Origin of the sequence: Serratia liquefaciens, from assembly GCF_027594825.1 — a bacterium.
GTDB classification, from domain to species: Bacteria; Pseudomonadota; Gammaproteobacteria; order Enterobacterales; family Enterobacteriaceae; genus Serratia; species Serratia liquefaciens_A.
In genome coordinates this window covers 383103-401454 of sequence record NZ_CP088930.1, presented here as the reverse complement: position 1 = coordinate 401454, position 18352 = coordinate 383103, and the positions used below count along the sequence as shown (strand labels likewise).

Sequence of the window (18352 nt, the reverse complement as noted above, 5' to 3'; positions counted from 1 at the left end):
ATGAAAGGGTTTTTACTCAACGATGGCTGCGATAGGTTTTTTCGTTCAGAGCGACGGGAAGCTAATGGCTAATAGAGTTTTATTTTGACCTGCTGCTGCTCCAACAGAGTACTGACATAGCCGTAGGCGGAGTAGAAAGCCAGAAACGACAGAATGAGCACGCAAAGCGTCACCTTAAAGTTCACATCGCCGTCCCTCGAAAGCTTAAAAAAGCAGTAGATAAAGGCCAGAATAAACATAAAGGTGAAGATAAGGGCCGATGCGGCATACAAAATAAGCATAATCTGTCGTCTTACGGTGGTAGGGAGTTGAGTGAGGCGTCAGAGTACTACAAGGCGACGACAAAGTTCATAGATGTAATACCGGCGCCTGTTCTGCAGGCACCGGTTTGACTGAGTGGCAGGCATTACCCGGCAAAAATATGTGCCTGACCGATGATATTCAGATTGACGAGGGTGCCGGCCCGCAGGCCTTCTCGGCTGACAGTTTTAATTTCGATCGTCGTGCCACTGTCGGCCATACGCAGGTTCAAGGTGGAGACAAAACCGGCGAAATCTATATGGGTCACCACGGCCTGGCCTGGATGTTGGGAATTGGACTGGCTGATTTGAACTTGCTCCGGGCGCAGCATAATCCGGGCTGGCCCCCGGCGGGCAGGATCGTCGACGGCAATCCGCCCCAGTGCGCACTGGGCCCAACCCTGTTCAAGCTCGGCGGAAAGCACCAGCGTCTCACCTAAAAAGGTGGCAGTAGGCTCGTCCACCGGGCGTAGATAAAGATCCTGCGGTGGCCCAACCTGTGCCAGACGCCCATTGCGCATCACCGCCACCTGGTCGGCAAATGACAGGGCTTCGGTCTGATCGTGGGTCACCAAAATAGACGCCACTTTGGCTTCGGCCAACAGTTCCGCCACTGCTTTTCGGGTCGCGGCACGCAAGCCGGTATCCAGAGCGGAAAAGGGCTCATCCAGCAACATCAATTTAGGCTGCTGGGAGAGCGCCCGGGCTAACGCCACGCGTTGCTGTTGACCGCCAGAAAGCTCATGTGGCCACAGTGCGCCCAGACGGCGATCCAGCGCCACCATGTCCATCAGCGCATCTATACGCAGCTGCTTGTCACTCTTGCTGCCTTTCAGGCCAAAACCTATGTTGCCCGCTACGGTAAAGTGCGGAAACAGCGCGCCATCTTGCGGCACAAAACCAATGCCACGCAGGTGCGCCGGTACCCAGCCGCTGCCATTGTCCATCGAGTGGCCTTGCAGTATCACCTGACCGCTGTCCGGTATTTCGAAACCGGCAATGATGCGCAACAGGGTGGTTTTCCCCGAGCCGGAAGGGCCGACGATCGCGGTGCGGCTGCCTGGTGCAACCTGCAAATCAATATGCTCCAGCACTTTGACTGCGTTATAGGACTTGCCGATGCCTTGTAGTTCAAGCGTGCTCATAATCCCGCCGTGCGTTTGGATTGAGAATAAAGAAGCCAGGTCAGTGGCAGGGACAACGCCACCATAATCAGCGCGTAGGGGGCCGCCGCTACATAGTCGATCTCGCTGGTCAGTGCCCAAAAAGCGGTGGCCAGCGTACGTGTGCCATTAGGCGCCAGCAGCAGCGTGGCGGTCAGCTCATTGGAGATGGCCAGAAATACCAGTGCCGCACCGGCGGCTGCGCCGGGAGCCGCCAGTCGCAGCGTGGTACTCCAAAGAGCCTGGGCAGGGGAACGGCCGAGGCTGCGGGCCACATTTTCCAGTTCAACCGGCGCTTGGGCAATTCCGGCGCGCAGGTTGATCAATGCCCGGGGCATAAACATCAGCAGATAGGCCAACAGCAGGGTAATTTCGGTTTGATAAATCGGGCGGAAGCTGTGAATGGTGACCGTCACCAGCGCCAACGCCACCACAATTCCGGGCAGCGAACTGGTGACATAATTGCAACCCTCCAGAACCCGATACAGTCGTGCGGGGTAGCGTACCGAAAGCCAGGCCATTGGAATGGCGCACAAGGTGATCAACAGGGCTCCGCCGGCCGCCAGCGACAGCGTTTGCAACAGGGCCGGCAGCAGTTCGGCATTGCGCCAGACCTCAACCCCACCCAAAGTCAGCCAGCGGGCCAGGGTGATAAAGGGCACGCCCAGCGCCAGCGCGGTGAGTGCCAGGGGCAGCAGCAGGCCGAACAGGGTAGCGACAGGCCCAAGGCGGTAAGCATTCTGGCTGCGGGCGCTACCGGAACCGACGCGGGCATAGCGTGCCCGGCCCCGGCTGCCGGCTTCCAGCAGCAACAGCACCAGGCAGCAAAGCACCAGTACCCCGGCCAGCATATTGGCCGCCGGGCCGTTAAACGTAGACTGGAACTGATCGAAAATGGCGGTGGTGAAGGTGTCGAAGCGGATCATTGCGTACAGACCGTACTCCGCCAGCAAATGCAGGGCGATCAGCAGCGAGCCCCCCCAGATTGCCAGTTTTAGCTGCGGCAATACCACGCGGAAAAATACCGCCAACGGGCGGGTACCCAGAGAAGTGGCGACGTCTTCAATACCGGGATCCAGTCGGCGCAATACGGCCGCGGCCGGCAGATAAATAAACGGAAAATAGGCGATGACCGAAATAAAGACCCCAGCCCCCAACCCATGCATCGAAGGCACCAGGCTGATCCAGGCGTAACTTTGCACGAAGGCAGGAACCGCCAGCGGCGCGGTCGCCAACAGCGACCAAAAACGACGACCCGGCAAAGTGGTACGTTCAGTCAACCAGGCCAGCGTTACTCCCAGCAGGGCGCAAATCGGCAGCGTGAAGAGAACCAGCAGCAGGGTATTTAGCAGCAGTTCGGCCACCCGGGGGCGAAATACCAGAGCTTTCACCGTGGGCCAACCGGTTTCAAACGCCACGCTAATGACAAACCCCAACGGTAGCAGTGCCAGCAGGGAGAGTAAAATGGCGACCGCCACGATAAACAGTCCCGGGCGCTGATGGCGTCGGGCTGAAGCATAACGTGGCGCTGCACCGGCAGCGTTGAAACCTATATTCGACATAGGGTTAAAAGCTCTCTGTACGGGTAAGACAGGCTTACAGCAGACCGGCTTCGGTCATCAGTTCGACGACCTTTTTGCCGTTCAGCGCGGAGGCATCAACTTTAGGCGCATCCAGCTCTTTCAGCGGCACCAGTTTCGGGTTGGAGGCAGCGTTGACGCCTACGGCATATTCGAAGGCATTGTTGGTACGCAGGATCTCCTGGCCGTTTTTACCGGTGATCCACTTCACGAACGCCTGAGCTTGCTGCTGGTGTTTGCTTGAGACCAGCACGCCACCGCCGGAGATGCTGACAAAGGCACCCGGATCCTGATGTTTGAAGTAGTGGAGCTTGATATTTTTACTGTTCTCGCCGGTCTTGGCACCGTCGACAAAGGGATAGTAGTGGTAGATGACGCCGCTGTCGATTTGCCCGGCATTCACCGCTTTCATGACGGTGCTGTTGCCTTTGTAAGCGGTGAAGTTGGTTTTCATCGCTTTCAGCCATTCCAGCGTGGTTTTCTCGCCCTTCAACGCCAGCAAGGCGCTGACGATGGCCTGGAAATCTGCGCCTGAAGGCGAGGCTGCCCAGCGGCCTTTCCATTCCGGCTTGGCCAGATCCAGCAGCGATTTCGGCAATTGCGCTTCGGTCAACTTCGCCGGGTTGTAGACGAATACCGTTGAGCGGGCCGCGATGCCAATCCAACGACCATGCTGTGGACGGTACTGCGGTTCAACCTGGGCCAAGGTGGCAGCGTCCAAGGGGGCAAACAGTTTGGCGTTATCCACTAACACCATCGCCGGGGAGTTTTCCGTCAGAAATACGTCGGCGGGGGATGCACTCCCTTCTTGCACCAGTTGATTACCCAACTCACTGTCGCCGCCGTTACGCAGGGTCACTTTAATGCCGGTGTCTTTGGTAAAACCGTCCACCCAGGATTTCACCAGGTTTTCATGTTGGGCGTTATAAATAACGATACCTTCATCCTGGGATGCCGCATTGGCGGAAAACGCCAGCATCATGGACGACGCCAGCAGGGCAATGGGGCCGAGAGAAGTGAAACGCAGCTTCATACAGTCATCCTTTTTATTGAGAGAGTGCAGAGAAGAAAAGCGAATGAATAAGGCCTGGCGAATGCCGGGCAGCCCTGATTGTATATAAGAACATTAATAATGATAGTGAAAACGATTCGTATTAATTTATTTTTATATTTTGTTCACTAATTATCTTGTCTTAAGGAAAAATTAAGCTTGAGTATTATTGATGGTTTTTATTCGCTAATTCATCAGTATTTATAATGCGTTAACGGATTGGCAGTGAAATGAAACAAATAACCCCGCTGTTTGGCCGATCTTCTTTGCTGACGATGCAGGCGCCCTAAGAACCACGAGTGACGCTGTTTAACGCATTCATCCATCGGCATGAAGTGCCGGTCGGATAGCCGTTGACATTGTTTCAGATCAGGTGAAAAACAGACTCATCGGATAGTGAGTAGAGGTTTGATAATGAAAGAAATTCATGTTGTTTCACCCCCGTCATTTTGGTTATGAGTCATAGCGTTTAATGATTTAATTTATTCAACTGCTTCGATGAATATAGGCGTCGACAAAACACTATTAAGGGATAACGACGTGACATATTCATTCAAGCTTAAGGGATTGGCTGGTCTAATCATCTTGTCTTTACAGGCTGGCGCGGCGGTGCAGGCTGCCGAGGTGCCTGCCGGGGTTCAGCTGGCCGCTAAACAGGAGCTGGTGCGGGCCAATGGTTATGAGCCAGCCACGCTGGATCCGAACCTGGCGGAAAGCAACGTGGAGTTTTATATCTTCAATGACCTGTTTGAAGGGCTGCTGCGGGTGGGTAAAAATGGCGAGGTGATCCCTGCATTGGCCACGAAGTGGGAAAATCAGGGCACCGTCTGGACCTTCCATTTGCGTCCGGAAGCAAAATGGTCAAATGGCGATCCGGTGACCGCCGATGACTTCGTCTTTAGCTGGCGTCGCTTGACCGATCCCAAAACCGCTTCACCTTACGGCAGCTATCTGGCGTCGGCCTATGTATTGAATGCGGCGGAAATTAACGCCGACAGCAAACCGCCGACCGAGCTGGGCGTGAAAGCGCTGGATGCCCATACCCTGCAGGTGACGCTGGCCGAGCCTAACTCTTATCTGCTTAAACAACTGGTGCATTTCCCGGTGCTGCCGGTAAATCGGAAAGTGGTGGAGCAATACGGCAAAAACTGGACTCAACCGCAAAACTTCGTGGGTAACGGCGCTTTCAAACTGGCGCAGTGGGTGGTGAATGAAAAAGTGGTGGTGGAGCGCAATACCCAGTATTGGGATAACGCCCATACGGTGCTCAATAAGGTGACATTCCTGCCGCTGCAAGGGTTCCCTGAAGTGGCACGTTTCCGCGCCGGTGAGATAGAGTTGGGTTACAGCGCGCCGCCAGAATTATATCAACAGCTGAAAAAAAGCCTGGGCGATGAGCAATTGGTGACTTATCCGCTGTTGTCGACCAGCTACTTTGCCTTTAATAACCGGCAGCCACCCTTTAACGACGTGCGGGTGCGTCAGGCGCTGAATCTGGCGCTGGATAAACAGGTCATTGCCGGCAAGGTCTTGGGCTATGGGCAACAGCCGGCCTGGACCTTTACCCCAACCGGCGCCGGCGGCTTCAGTTTGCAGCCCGGCGTTGCGGCGGGGTGGTCGCAAGAACAACGCATTGCCCAAGCGAAAAAACTGTTGGCGGAAGCCGGTTTTAACGCGCAGCACCCACTGCGTTTCACCCTGTTGTACAGCAACGATGCCACCATCAAGAAAATTGTGATCGCCGGCAGTGCGATGTGGAAAAAGAATCTGGGGGCAGAGGTCACTTTGCAAAATCAGGAGCGCAAGGTGGTGTTGGACAACATCAACAATGGACAATACAGCGTGGCCTTCAGCCGCTGGTTGGCGGATTACAACGATCCTTCCACTTTCTTGAACGTTTTCCGCTCTACCAGCAGCGAGAACTCGGCCAAATATGCCAATGAGCATTACGATCGGCTGCTGCACCAGGCCACCGCGGCGCAAAGCCCGGAGCAGGTGCAGCAGCACTTCCAACAGGCAGAAGATGTGCTGACGGTGGATACGCCAGTGGCACCGGTTTACTACGAGGCTAACGCCACGCTGGTCAAACCCTATGTGAAAGGCATCGACTTTACCCGCCAGGGGCCGTTGTACGACAAAAACGTGTATATCCTCGCGCATTGACGATAAATAATGTGGGTTAGGATTGTTCCGGCCCACGTTTTATTATTTTTCACCGAAAATGTTTTTTCTAAATGTTTCATCAACGGCAAGTCAGATTTTTGCCCATCGATTAAAAACCCTGCCTATACTGCCCCCCGTAGTTTATATGCAGTATCTCGTTTGGCGAGGCTCCTATACAAACACAGGTTACTGATCTGACGACATCGAGAGATGCCCAAGGTTAAGACAGGCTTTATCGGATTAAGGTTCAGCCCAAAGTAACTTCTGATTAACACATCAGATACGTTGTATAGTGCTAAAACCTGGACGCGGAGATAGGCTTTCTGCACTCCCTCTGTGGTTAACGCCCCTATGCGATTCGCTGTTGAAGTTTAAACAGAAATAGGGACTAACATAATGAAGTCACATCAAAATTACCTCTCCCCGGCGCTGGCCCATGCTGAAACTCAAGACGAGTCTTTGGTTGCAAGCTATATGAACGCCGATTTTATTACCGTTCCCGGCAATATGACGGTCAGTAAAGCCAAGGAATATTTTCTTTCTCAGTTAAAAACGGATGAAATTCCCGCACAGCTGTTTGTCACTGCTGACGACTATCATCTGCGTGGCACGCTGTCGGTAAAAAAATTATTGCAGTGTGAAGAAGAGGATAAACCCGTTGGCGTGATGATCAATCACAGCTATTTCCAGGTCTCTCCCGATGACGATCGTAATGATGTCGCCCATTTATTGGGCAAGGGCGGGCTGGACGTAGTGCCGGTGGTGGTGAATAAAACGCTGGTGGGCGTGCTGGGGGAAAAAGAAATTGCCCGGCTGATTGAAGATGAAAATACCGAAGATGCGCAGCGCCAGGGCGCCAGCCTGCCGCTGGACAAGCCTTACCTGGAGACCAGCCCCTGGGCTTTATGGCGTAAGCGTTCGGTATGGTTACTGATGCTGTTTGTCGCGGAGGCCTATACCGGCAATGTGTTGAAGGCATTTGAAGATCAGTTGGAAGCGGCGATCGCGCTGGCGTTCTTCATTCCGTTGCTGATCGGTACCGGCGGTAACAGCGGCACCCAAATCACCTCTACACTGGTTCGCGCCATGGCGCTGGGAGAGGTCAGCCTGCGTAACCTCGGCGCGGTGATCCGCAAAGAGGTGTCCACCTCGCTGCTGATAGCCGTGACCATCGGCGTCGCCGCCTGGGTGCGCGCCTGGATCATGGGCGTAGGTATGGACGTGACCCTGGTGGTCAGCCTGTCGTTGGTGGCGATTACCGTCTGGAGCGCCATTGTTTCATCCATTATCCCGATGCTGCTCAAGCGCTTGGGCATTGACCCGGCGGTGGTGTCGGCGCCGTTTATCGCCACCTTTATTGACGGTACCGGCCTGATTATTTACTTCAAAATTGCCCAGCACGTGTTGGGAATATAAAAGGCTTTCCGCTCCGTGCCGCTGCCGGGGCGGAAATTAACTCACATTATACAGGAGGTCCGTAAATATTCATGAGCACTAACCTAATCCGCTTTTTAATTAAAGAGGCTTTTATCGATAACAATTAACCGAGGAAGAAATAATGGGAAACATGACATTTTTTGTAGGATTCCTGTGCATCATCAGTTCATTGGGCCTGTTAGCCGCCTATATGAGCTCCAAATGGGATGATTAATGAACGCTGAAGACTCGCCTGGAGGCATCCTCCCTGAAGTGATTTATTTACGACGGGGAGGATGCGATTAAACTCTGACCGCTTAATGCGGCTTGATGGAGTATAACGATAATGATTATTTCTATTCTTGGCCTTCTCTACGCCATTTTGATGATTGCTGTGGGTGTGAATGAGATTTATTTTTATTCAACCGGAAAATCAGAATTTCTGTCTAGTTTAATGCTGACATTCTCGGGTAGTATGCTGCTGGTTGCTTTTGCCTGGCAATACTCGACTAAAATAAAGAAATGAATGCCCCTTTGAATGTGAGCCGTAATATGCAAAATGAAAAACAATCCGTTGCCAGAAATTCCATGATAGCCAGCGGGCTATTGGCGACCGGGAAATTTATTGCCGGTATTTTTACCGGCAGTATTGGTCTTATTTCTGAAGGGATCCACTCTTTCACCGATTTTATCGCCACCAGCATTACCTGGCTGGCGGTGCGCATCAGCGACAAACCTGCTGATGACGACCATCATTTTGGCCACGGCAAGGTCGAAAACCTGGCGGCGCTGTTTGAAGTGCTGTTGCTGCTGGGCGCCGCGGGCTGGATTGTTTACGAGGCTGGCAAAAGCTTGCTCGGGGAGGCGCATGAAATCGTCGCTGCCCCGGTGGTGATTGCGGTGCTGTTGATCTCTATTGGGGTCGATTTTTTCCGCGTCAGGGCGTTGAACCGTGTGGCAAAGGCTACCGACAGCGCGGCGCTGGAGGCCGATGCGCTACATTTCTTTTCCGATATGCTGGCTTCCGCCGTGGTGCTGTTGGGCATGGTGTTCGTTATGTTGGGCTTCAACCGCGCAGATGCCATCGCGGCGTTGATCGTCGCCTGCTTTATCGTCATCGCGGCGCTGAAATTGGGTAAACGTTCATTCGATTCGCTGATGGATACTGCGCCTGCCGGCACCAAGGAAGAGATCGGCGCTTTGCTCGATACCTTCCCGGCCATTCTGGCTACCGAGAATATTCGCATCCGTAACGCCGGTGCCATGCTGTTCATTGAGGTCACCGTCGCCGTGTGCCGCACGTTGCCGCTGGAACGCATCAACGCGCTGAAAAAGTCTATTGCTGAACGTCTGGAACAGCAGTACGCCAATGCCGAGGCTACGGTGATTGCCAACCCGCAAACCCGCAGCGACGAAGACATGGCGACGCGCATTCGGGTGATCGCCGCCAACCACGGGGCGGTGGTGCAAAATTTGGCGCTGCAGCAATTGCCTGAACGCATGTCGATCAGCCTGGATCTGGCGGTGCCGGCCAGTGCCAGCGTGGCGCAAGCGCACGATATCGCCAGTGAGATTGAAACCTTGCTGCGAGAGGCGATTGGCGAGAAGACTGAAATCGAAACCCATCTGGAGCCCCAGACGCACCACTGGATTGCCAGCGAAGATGTTGCGCCGGACGAATTGACCCACATTCGCCAGATCTTGCAGGCAGCGGTCGAAAACGGTGAGATGGTGCAGGACGTACACAACATTCGTGCGCGCAAAACCGCGGATGGCATTATCGTCAATTTTCATTGTCGGGTTTCTCCGGCGGCCTCCATTGTGTCGGCTCACGCGGCGGTGGACAGCATCGAACGCCAGCTACGCGCACTGTATCCCACGGTTACGCGGGCAGTAGGGCATGTAGAACCTATCAAGCCCGGCGTCTAAGTTCACAGGGTGGCCCGTCGTGCGGCCACCCGATCCCAACTTCTTTCATGCAATACGGATAAAACCGGATGGATTCGTTCGCTTGTTTCCTTAGTTTATTTACTTTACTGTAAAGTAAATAAACTAAGGCGAGTCGCGAGGATCCCAATGAAAATCGACCCAAAGCCAGCGGGCCATCAGTGCATATCGATGTGCCATATCCCCTTCATTCAGACAGGAGGGTAAGCGATGCTGGCGCATTTCTTTGTATTTCGACCGGTATTCGCCGCCGTGTTGGCTATTTGCATTATGGCGGCGGGTGTTTTGGCATTGCTGACGCTGCCGGTGGAGCAGTATCCGGATATTGCTCCGCCCGGCGTTACCGTTACCGCCAACTATCCTGGGGCCGCGGCCAAAACGGTAGAGGACAGCGTGACTCAGGTGATCGAACAGCAAATCAAGGGGATCGATGGCCTGCTGTACTTCTCCTCGACCAGCAGTTCTGCCGGGCAGGCGCGCATCAGCCTGAGTTTCGACCAGCAGACCGATCCGGATATCGCCCAGGTTCAGGTACAAAATGCGGTTAATCAGGCTAACTCGCGGCTGCCGCAGGAAGTACAACAGCAGGGCATTACCGTCACCAAGTCTCAGGGAGACAGCCTGATGGTGGTGGCGCTGTACGATACCAGTGGGCGTATGGACAACGTTGATATCAACGATTTTCTGGTGAGTTCACTGCAGGATCCGCTGAGCAGGGTCGACGGCGTGGGCGAAACGACGGTATTCGGCGCGCAATATGCGATGCGCATTTGGCTGGATCCTTTACGTTTGACCAGTTACGGTCTGATGCCGTCCGACGTTCAGGCGGCGGTAGAGGCGCAAAATGCCCAGGTGACCAGCGGCGAGCTGGGGTCTCTGCCGACAGAGCCCGGCCAGGCCATGAATGCGACCGTCACCGCGCAGTCGAGGCTGCAAACGCCCGAGCAGTTCAGCAACATCATTTTACGGACCAACACCGACGGTTCCGCCGTATATTTACGGGATGTCGCTCGGGTGGAAATTGGTGCAGAGAATTATCAGAACCAAACCCGGCTGAATGGTTACCCGGCGGCCGGGATTTCCATTCAGTTGGCCTCGGGCGCAAACGCGCTGGCGGTGGCGGAAAGTGTGCGGGCTGAGGTTGAACGCATGAGCCCCCAGTTTCCCGCCGGATTAAAAGTGGCTTACCCACGCGACAGCACGCCCTTTGTCACGGTGTCCATTGAGGGCGTGGTGCAGACGCTGATCGAGGCCATTATCCTGGTGGTGGTGGTGATGTATCTGTTCTTGCAGAACTGGCGAGCCACGCTGATCCCGGCGATCACCGTACCGGTGGTGCTGTTGGGAACCTTCGGCATTTTGGCGCTGCTGGGCTACAGCATCAATACCCTGACGTTATTTGCCATGGTGTTAGCTATCGGTCTGTTGGTGGATGACGCGATAGTGGTGGTCGAAAACGTGGAAAGGGTCATGGAGGAGGAAGGATTGCCCCCTAAGGAGGCAACGCTGCGCTCGATGGGTGAGATCAACAGCGCGCTGATTGGCATCGCTCTGGTGCTGTCCGCGGTGTTTATTCCGATGGCGTTTTTGGGCGGGTCGACCGGCATTATTTATCGTCAGTTTTCCATCACTATCGTTTCATCCATGGTGCTGTCCGTACTGGTGGCATTGACGCTGACGCCGGCATTATGCGCCGGTTTGCTTCGCCCAAGCGGTCACGGCAAACGGGGATGGTTTTTCACCCGCTTTAACCGCACGGTTGATCGCAGTCAGCAGGGTTACAGCCGTTGGCTGACGCATATTCTGGCGCGCAAAGGGTTTTATAGCCTGGTCGCGCTGCTGATTACCGGCCTGATGGCATGGCAATATATCCGCATGCCAACGGGTTTTTTACCGGTAGAGGATCAGGGGTCAGTCATGGTGCAGTTCTCCATGCCGCCCGGCACCCCAATGGCGAAAACCCAGGAAGCCGCCGACGCCATTGCTGACTACTTTATGACCGAAGAAAAAGAAAACCTGAGCGTGATCTTTATGGTGGTCGGACGCAACAATGCCGGCAGCGGGCAGAATGTCGGTATGGCATTTGCGGAGTTAAAAAATTGGGATTTGCGCGACGGCAGTGAAAATACGGCGCAGGCGATCATTGCTCGCGCCAATCAGCACTTTAAAGGCAGCCGTGATGTGCAAGTCAACGTACTGTCACCGCCGGCGGTACGTGGCCTGGGGCAGTCCAGCGGTTTTGAGCTCTGGCTGCAGGATCAAAGCAATGCCGGTCACGATGCATTGCAGTTGGCGCAGCAGCAGGTGATTGCCGCGGCGAACGATGACCCATTATTGACGGCGGTGCGGGTAAACGGTCTGGAAGACAAAGCGCAGCTTCAGGTGGATATCGATCAGCAGAAGGCCAGTGCGCAAGGGCTACAGCAGTCGGACATTAACGACACGCTGTCTGCTGCCTGGGGCGGGGCTTACATTAATGATTTTATCGACCGCGGCCGGGTGAAGCGCGTTTACATGCAGGGGGATTCCTCCTCGCGCTCGGCACCTGATGACATCAATCAGTGGTTCGTTCGCGGCAGCAGCGGCAGCATGGCTTCATTTGCGAGCTTCGCTACCACACGCTGGCTTTCCGGGCCGCAAATGCTGCAACGCTTTAACGGACTTTCGGCGACGCAGCTGCAAGGGGCGGCGGTGCTGGGCGAAAGTTCTGGCACGGCGATGACCCAGATGCAAAACATTATCCAGGACGTTGCCGGTTTTGGTCTTGAGTGGAGCGGGTTGTCCTACCAGGAGCAGGTGGCCGCGGGGCAAACGTTGTGGGTGTATCTGGCCTCCGTGATGTTTATTTTTCTGTGCCTGGCGGCACTGTATGAAAGCTGGTCAATCCCCCTCGCGGTGATGCTGATTATTCCTTTGGGCATTGTGGGTGCGGTGGTCGCTACACGGCTGGCCGGTTACGAAAACGACATTTATTTCCAGGTCGGTATGCTGACCACGATCGGCCTCTCCGCCAAAAACGCCATCCTGATTATTGAATTTGCCGAGTCGCAGATGAAGTCTGGGCAAGCCCTGTTGGCGGCGACTTTGGAGGGGGCGCGTCTGCGTTTGCGGCCGATTGTGATGACGTCGCTGGCCTTCGTCGCCGGGGTGATCCCGCTGGCACTTTCGGTGGGGGCCGGAGCCTCCAGCCGGCGTGAGATAGGGATTGCGGTGATCGGCGGCATGATTTCTGGCACACTGTTGGCCTTGTTATTTGTACCGCTGTTTTTTGTGCTGGTGAAACAAGGGCTGGCACGATTAAAAAGCAAAAAATAATCCTTTCGACATGATCTTTGCGTGGCAGGAGTGAATTCACCATGAATAACCGGCAACCGGGGCGTCCGATGAAGGCCAAACCGCGTATTTTGGCCACTGCCAGCGAGCTGTTTCTGACTCAGGGATTGGACATTTCGCTGGATATGATTGCCACCGAGGCCGGAACCACCAGGCAAACGCTGTACAACCATTTCCCGGGAAAAGATGCGCTGGTACTGGAGACCTTCAGCTACATGAAGGAGATGATGCAGCCACCGCTGAATGCCATTATGGCCGGAGATACGCAGGATCTTCCGCTGGTGCTGGGGCGTTTCGCTGCGGTGGTGCAGGATCATTTTTACCAAAAGAAAAACATTCATTTCCAGCGGCTGTTGATCCAACTGTTGCAGCAACGGCCGGAATTGTACGCCACGCTGCAACAGCGCGAGTCCGGGCGGGTGCTACAGGGACTGGTCGCCTTATTGCAGCGTGCGCAGCAACGGGGCCAACTGACGCTGGGCAATGTCGAATTGCAGGCGCAGGCTTTCTTGGGTGCAGTGATGGGGTATGGGCTTCCTGCTGCGCTGTTGTCTGACGAACTGCCGGACAAAGCCGAGTTGCAACAGCTGGCCGACGTCGCGGTGGCTCTTTTTCTGCGTGGTTGGGGCTATCACAATGAAGTGCCAACAGAGAATGACAGTGCCCGGTGAGGCCTCTGATTCAGGCAGATTAAAAGGCCGCCCGCAGGCGGCCCGTAAATTAAAAGGCCGCCCGCAGGCGGCCCGTAAAGGTTAGTCCAAATTTAACTGTGCGGTAAGGCTCGCGATTTCACTTCGCCATTGCTGCTGCAGCTGTACTTTTTGATGCTTGGGTTTACGCGCCAGATCTTCTTGCAGTTTGCTTTCCAGTTCAAACAGCGCGGCCAACAGCCGCTCCTCGTCCGCATGCTGCAATTCACAACTGGCAGGCTGCTCGGGCGAGGTGGTCATTGGCGTGGCCTCCGGCGCTTGTGCCAATCGGTCGTAGACCGGCTCCAGATCCTGCCACTCTTCCAGCCGTTGCTGGTCAATCAACCAGAAGCGGTTACAGCTATTTTCGATCAGCATTCGGTCGTGGGTGACCAGCATCACTGCGCCTTCAAACTGACGCAGGGTCTCGGCCAGCTCCTCTTTGCCTTCCATATCCAGGTGGTTGGTCGGCTCGTCGAGCAATAACAGAGAGTAGTTGGCCAGCGTCAGCCCGACAAACAGCAGGCGCGAACGCTCGCCGCCGCTGAGGGTGCTGATGCGTTGCTGATGGCGCAGGTAAGGGAATCCGGCACCGATCAGCGCCATTTTCCGCTGTTCCTCGGTCAGCGGCGCGAAATGCGACAGCGCCTCGCTCAGCGTGTCGTCGTCACGCAGTTGCTGCAGGCTCTGATCGTAATAGCCGATGCGGACTCGCGGGTGGAACACGGCTTCTCGATGGCTTGCATCCTGATACTCACGCCACAGATGATGTAGCAGCGAAGATTTGCCACAGCCGTTACGCCCGACGATGGCGATGCGATCCCCGCTTTTGACCCGCAACGATGCCAGCCTGAACAGAACCGGAGCCTCCGCCGCCGGGCGCACGTCCAGCTGCGGCAAGGCCAGCAGGCGATCGGCATCCAGCGCCTCGCCCTTTAACCTGAGCCGCCATTGGCTGCCTGCGCTCAGCGTGGTTTGCTCTTCTTTCAGCCGATCAACGCGTTTTTCCATTTGTTTGGCCTTGCGAGCCAGGTCTTCGTTATCGTAAACCCGGCCCCACACGGCCAGCCGCTGGGCGCTTTTCGCCACACGGTCGATCTCTTTCTGTTCCGCCTGACGGCGATGCGCATCCGCCTCATCCTGTTCCTCCAGCGCCTGGCGTGCGGCGGTACAGGGCAGGCGGAAAAACTGCAGGGTCTTATCGCGCAGGATCCAGGTGCAGTTGGTGACCTGATCCAACAGGTGACGATCGTGGGATACCAGCACGAAGCTGCCGGACCAGTTTTGCAGAAATCGCTCCAGCCACAGCAGCGTGGGCAAGTCCAGGTGATTGCTCGGCTCATCAAGCAACAGCAGGTCAGGTTGGCGAATCAACGCGCGCGCTAACAGCAAGCGCGTATGCTGACCGCCGCTCAGCGTGCCCGCGGTCAGCGTCCATGACTCAGGCGCAAAGCCCAGGCTGCTTAGCAGCACCTCGCCTTGCCAGCTTTCACTGACACGTTGATTTTCGGGTAACCGCGCCAATACCGCATCCAGCAGGCTGCAGTCATGCAGCGCTTCGGGCAGGTGTTGTTCTACCCGCGCCATCAGACACTGGTGGGCAGGGGTTACGCTACCGGCGCTGGCGGGCAGATCGCCACTGAGGATTTTAAGCAGGGTGCTTTTACCGCAGCCGTTGTGGCCGATTAAACCAATGCGATCGCCTTTCTTCAGGCTGAAGGAAACCTCAACCAGCAGAGGGCCGAAATTGTTGTCGTAGCCGACAGATAATGCAGAAAGTAGTGTGCTCATTGCTTACTCAAGAGTTACAGGCATGCGTATGCCTATCGTCAAACATCGCTGACGACAACCCGGTAAGCCGGAGGGAAGGGACTTAAATTTTAGTAAGCTTCGCTCAAGCCTGGGTTATCGCAGCACGATACCGGTAATGCTTGAGCAGCGGCAATTACTATAGAAGTGTGAGTAAAAAAACAATTCACACATCGGCATAGTAATCCTCCTTTTATAACGTTGGTTGATGAATGAGCTGAGTATAGGGAGCTTTGCCGGGTTGCGCTACTGCAAATTATTCAGCTTTTCAGCACCGTAACCGATGAAAACGCGCCGTGAGGATAGCGGTTGGCCTGAATGCAAGAATAATCGTGCTGAATGGGAGTAATACTGATATTTAAGCGGAGATTAAGCAGTTATCATAATCTCAGTTTATGATTAGCCAGGCGGGTCGGTGAGTACCGGCCCGCCTGTTTCGTTTGTCTATCATGTAAAGGCTGAGCCCCGAATTTATGTTAAAGCCCCGTCAAATTATTCTTTTCCTGTTCCTGCTGTTTGGCTTGCAGTTGGCGCCGCTGACCAGCGTCGCCGCACAGGATGATCCCCCGGTAGCCGAAAGCCAGGTGGATCCTGCGACCGCGCTGAAAAACTACCAGAAGCAGTTGGACAGCATCAAACAGCAGGTTTCCAAAGCCAGTAGTGATACCCAGCTCAGTAAGCTGAAATTGACCACTGACGATCTGGCCGCCAAGCTGGAAAAACTCGCGGCCGACTTGCAACCGGCGCAAGAGAAGCTACAGGCGCAGTTGGATGTGCTCGGTCCGCAACCGGCTGCCGGGGCGTTGGCGGAAACCGCAGCGGTGGTGCAGCAACGTAATGCGCTCAATAACAGCAAGAAGCAGCTCGACGAGGCGGTTCAACGCGCACAGGCGATGAGAGCTGGCGTGCTCGATCTGGGGCAACAAATCAGTGATTTACGTCGCGTCGCGTTCAAAAGCCAACTGGCGTTGAACACTGGTAGCGTGCTGGGTACCAAATTTTGGTCGCCGGTGGTAAAACCTGCCGATGATGACGTGCAGCGCCTGAATCAGTTCGGTGCCGCGATGCAACAGGCGTGGGACACCAGCTGGCAGGAAGATGTGCGCTACGGGACTTTGGGGCTGCTGATGCTGGCGGTGGCTATCTGGTCCTGGGGACGCTATTTTTCTGAACGTTTCCTGGCCTGGGTGAGCATCCGTTTTCTTCCGGATGGGCGTTTACGCCGCAGTTTTATGGCGATCATGACCGTCACCGTGACGGTTGTTACCACCAGCATCGCGTTGAACCTGCTGTTCCTCACCTTCACTCGCGTACAGCCTTTACCGGTGATGCTGGAAGACTTCGCCGAGAGTTTTTATCAGTTGGGGATCTTCTGCGCGCTGATTGCCGGACTGGGGCGTGCAACGCTGTCACTTAATCGTCCCTCGTGGCGCCTTGGTACCCTGGATAATGCGGTTGCCTCAGGTTTACGCTATTTCTCACCGCTGCTGGCCGGGTTGGCATTGGCATTTGGGACGGTAGAACTGATCAATAATGCCGTCAGCGCCAGTTTGAGCACCACCATTTTCGGTAACGGTCTGGTTGCCGGCTTGATTGGCATGGTCTTGCTGGCGATGCCGCTGCGCTCTCAGCGTATCCGCCGTCGGCTGGAACAGCAGGGCGAACACGTAGAGAAGCGTTCCACCCTCAGTGGCATACTGCATATGAGCACGCTGGTGTGCTCAACGGTGATCTTGCTCTCGCTGCTGGTGGGGTATATCGCTTTCGCCCGTTTCCTGACCTATCAGGTGATTTGGATCGCGCTGGTGCTAATGGCGTTCTATTTTCTGGTGCTGTTCGCCACTGACCTGTGCGGCGCCATCTTCTCGCCGCAGACCGCCAGCGGCAAGATGCTTAAGAAGTCGCTTAATTTTAAGGATCGCCACCTGGAGCAGATGGCGATTATCTTCACCGCCATCGCCAAGTGCTCGCTGCTGTTATTGATGATTGTCTCGCTGTTTAACGGCTCGTTTGGCACCACTACGCCCAACTCGCTGTTGGAAAAAATCATCGCCATTCTTAGCGGTGAAGGGCTGAAACAACTGAACATTGTGCCCGGTAACCTGATCAATGCGGTGATTTGCCTGGCTATTGGCATCTATATTCTGCGAGTTACCCAGCGCTGGTTAAGCCAGGAACTGCTGCCTAAAACCATTTCTGACATCGGGATCCGCGCGTCGTTGGTAACGCTGTTCAGCAACGTGGGCTATGTGTTGTTGATCCTGATTACCCTGGCGGCACTGGGTATCCAGTGGAACAATCTGGCCTGGATCGTCAGCGCCTTGTCTGTGGGTATCGGTTTTGGTTTGCAGGAAATCGTGAAGAACTTTATCTCCGGTTTGATTTTGCTGACCGAACGCCCGGTGAAAGTCGGCGATATGATCGGTATCGGCGGTGTGGAGGGGGACGTGCGCCGTATCAATGTGCGCGCCACCGAGATCCAGCTTAGCGACCGCTCGACGATGATCGTACCTAACTCTCAGCTCATCTCACAAAACGTGCGTAATGCCACCATGGGCAATGCGCAAGGGGTGGTGACCATCGCGTTGACCTTCCCGACGGATATCGATCCGGAGCAGGTTCGCAACATCCTGCTCAGCGCTTATCAGGAATATGAAGCCATTCTGGATGCCCCGGCGCCCTATGTTCGCTTCAGCCAGCTCGGCCCGGACGGCATTATCCTCAGCGTGACCGGTTATGTCGCCAGCCCGCGCATGGTCGGCTCCACCAAGAGCGAACTGTTGTTCAATATTCTCAAATTACTGCGGGCGCACCGTGTCAGCATGTCCAGCCCGCAGGAAGTGGTGTTTATGAAACAGCAGGCGAAAAATCTGGCCAACGAAGAAGAGCAATCTTCTTAATT

At 55.1% G+C, this 18352-nt stretch carries 13 protein-coding genes and 1 riboswitch; of the genes, 8 read left to right on the top strand and 5 right to left on the bottom strand.

What is annotated here, in order from left to right:
• Positions 1-68: 68 nt before the first annotated feature.
• From LQ945_RS01730 to LQ945_RS01715, 4 genes are all read right to left on the bottom strand, one after another.
• On the bottom strand, positions 69-281 hold the full coding sequence (locus LQ945_RS01730) for a hypothetical protein (protein WP_044551376.1): 213 nt from the start codon (positions 279-281) through the stop codon (positions 69-71).
• 125 nt (positions 282-406) lie between these two features.
• Positions 407-1444: an ABC transporter ATP-binding protein gene (locus tag LQ945_RS01725; RefSeq protein ID WP_044551374.1), complete on the bottom strand. Its 1038-nt coding sequence runs from the start codon at positions 1442-1444 to the stop codon at positions 407-409.
• The gene (locus tag LQ945_RS01720; protein WP_044551372.1) at positions 1441-3024 is read right to left on the bottom strand and encodes an ABC transporter permease; all 1584 of its coding nucleotides are present in this window, start codon (positions 3022-3024) and stop codon (positions 1441-1443) included. The genes LQ945_RS01725 and LQ945_RS01720 overlap by 4 nt, the downstream gene beginning before the upstream one ends.
• A 34-nt stretch (positions 3025-3058) precedes the next feature.
• On the bottom strand, positions 3059-4075 hold the full coding sequence (locus LQ945_RS01715; RefSeq protein WP_044551368.1) for an iron ABC transporter substrate-binding protein: 1017 nt from the start codon (positions 4073-4075) through the stop codon (positions 3059-3061).
• 516 nt (positions 4076-4591) lie between these two features.
• On the opposite strand from LQ945_RS01715, the gene LQ945_RS01710 reads away from it, so the two are divergent.
• From LQ945_RS01710 to LQ945_RS01680, 7 genes are all read left to right on the top strand, one after another.
• Positions 4592-6256, top strand: a complete 1665-nt coding sequence (locus tag LQ945_RS01710; protein WP_044551365.1) for an ABC transporter substrate-binding protein — start codon at positions 4592-4594, stop codon at positions 6254-6256.
• Between the two features lie 147 nt (positions 6257-6403).
• A riboswitch (M-box (ykoK) riboswitch) is annotated at positions 6404-6577 on the top strand.
• Positions 6578-6649: 72 nt separating this feature from the next.
• Entirely contained in the window at positions 6650-7672 is a 1023-nt protein-coding gene (locus LQ945_RS01705; protein WP_081835853.1) for a magnesium transporter, read from the top strand.
• Between the two features lie 142 nt (positions 7673-7814).
• Complete coding sequence (gene mgtS / locus LQ945_RS01700) at positions 7815-7907, top strand: protein MgtS (protein ID WP_156033825.1); 93 nt, start codon at positions 7815-7817, stop codon at positions 7905-7907.
• A gap of 111 nt (positions 7908-8018) precedes the next feature.
• Entirely contained in the window at positions 8019-8198 is a 180-nt protein-coding gene (locus tag LQ945_RS01695; RefSeq protein ID WP_020827000.1) for a hypothetical protein, read from the top strand.
• A gap of 26 nt (positions 8199-8224) precedes the next feature.
• Positions 8225-9601, top strand: coding sequence for a cation diffusion facilitator family transporter (locus tag LQ945_RS01690; RefSeq protein ID WP_044552949.1), 1377 nt, complete (start codon positions 8225-8227; stop codon positions 9599-9601).
• Between the two features lie 228 nt (positions 9602-9829).
• The gene (locus LQ945_RS01685; protein ID WP_044551360.1) at positions 9830-12934 is read left to right on the top strand and encodes an efflux RND transporter permease subunit; all 3105 of its coding nucleotides are present in this window, start codon (positions 9830-9832) and stop codon (positions 12932-12934) included.
• A 41-nt stretch (positions 12935-12975) separates the two neighbouring features.
• Complete coding sequence (locus tag LQ945_RS01680) at positions 12976-13623, top strand: TetR/AcrR family transcriptional regulator (RefSeq protein WP_044551358.1); 648 nt, start codon at positions 12976-12978, stop codon at positions 13621-13623.
• 81 nt (positions 13624-13704) lie between these two features.
• Here the strand turns inward: LQ945_RS01680 and LQ945_RS01675 are convergent, their stop codons facing one another.
• Positions 13705-15432, bottom strand: coding sequence for an ABC-F family ATP-binding cassette domain-containing protein (locus LQ945_RS01675; RefSeq protein WP_044551356.1), 1728 nt, complete (start codon positions 15430-15432; stop codon positions 13705-13707).
• Positions 15433-15923: 491 nt separating this feature from the next.
• On the opposite strand from LQ945_RS01675, the gene LQ945_RS01670 reads away from it, so the two are divergent.
• Complete coding sequence (locus tag LQ945_RS01670) at positions 15924-18350, top strand: DUF3772 domain-containing protein (protein ID WP_044551353.1); 2427 nt, start codon at positions 15924-15926, stop codon at positions 18348-18350.
• Positions 18351-18352: the final 2 nt, after the last annotated feature.

Excerpts from the sequence above, each read along its gene's own strand:
- LQ945_RS01685 (WP_044551360.1), top strand. The coding sequence starts at position 9,830 with ATGCTGGCGCATTTCTTTGTATTTCGACCGGTATTCGCCGCCGTGTTG.
- LQ945_RS01725 (WP_044551374.1), bottom strand. The coding sequence starts at position 1,444 with ATGAGCACGCTTGAACTACAAGGCATCGGCAAGTCCTATAACGCAGTC.
- LQ945_RS01720 (WP_044551372.1), bottom strand. The coding sequence starts at position 3,024 with ATGTCGAATATAGGTTTCAACGCTGCCGGTGCAGCGCCACGTTATGCT.
- LQ945_RS01695 (WP_020827000.1), top strand. The coding sequence starts at position 8,019 with ATGATTATTTCTATTCTTGGCCTTCTCTACGCCATTTTGATGATTGCT.
- LQ945_RS01730 (WP_044551376.1), bottom strand. The coding sequence starts at position 281 with ATGCTTATTTTGTATGCCGCATCGGCCCTTATCTTCACCTTTATGTTT.
- LQ945_RS01670 (WP_044551353.1), top strand. The coding sequence starts at position 15,924 with ATGTTAAAGCCCCGTCAAATTATTCTTTTCCTGTTCCTGCTGTTTGGC.
- mgtS (WP_156033825.1), top strand. The coding sequence starts at position 7,815 with ATGGGAAACATGACATTTTTTGTAGGATTCCTGTGCATCATCAGTTCA.
- LQ945_RS01710 (WP_044551365.1), top strand. The coding sequence starts at position 4,592 with ATGAATATAGGCGTCGACAAAACACTATTAAGGGATAACGACGTGACA.
- LQ945_RS01690 (WP_044552949.1), top strand. The coding sequence starts at position 8,225 with ATGCAAAATGAAAAACAATCCGTTGCCAGAAATTCCATGATAGCCAGC.
- LQ945_RS01680 (WP_044551358.1), top strand. The coding sequence starts at position 12,976 with ATGAATAACCGGCAACCGGGGCGTCCGATGAAGGCCAAACCGCGTATT.
- LQ945_RS01675 (WP_044551356.1), bottom strand. The coding sequence starts at position 15,432 with ATGAGCACACTACTTTCTGCATTATCTGTCGGCTACGACAACAATTTC.
- LQ945_RS01715 (WP_044551368.1), bottom strand. The coding sequence starts at position 4,075 with ATGAAGCTGCGTTTCACTTCTCTCGGCCCCATTGCCCTGCTGGCGTCG.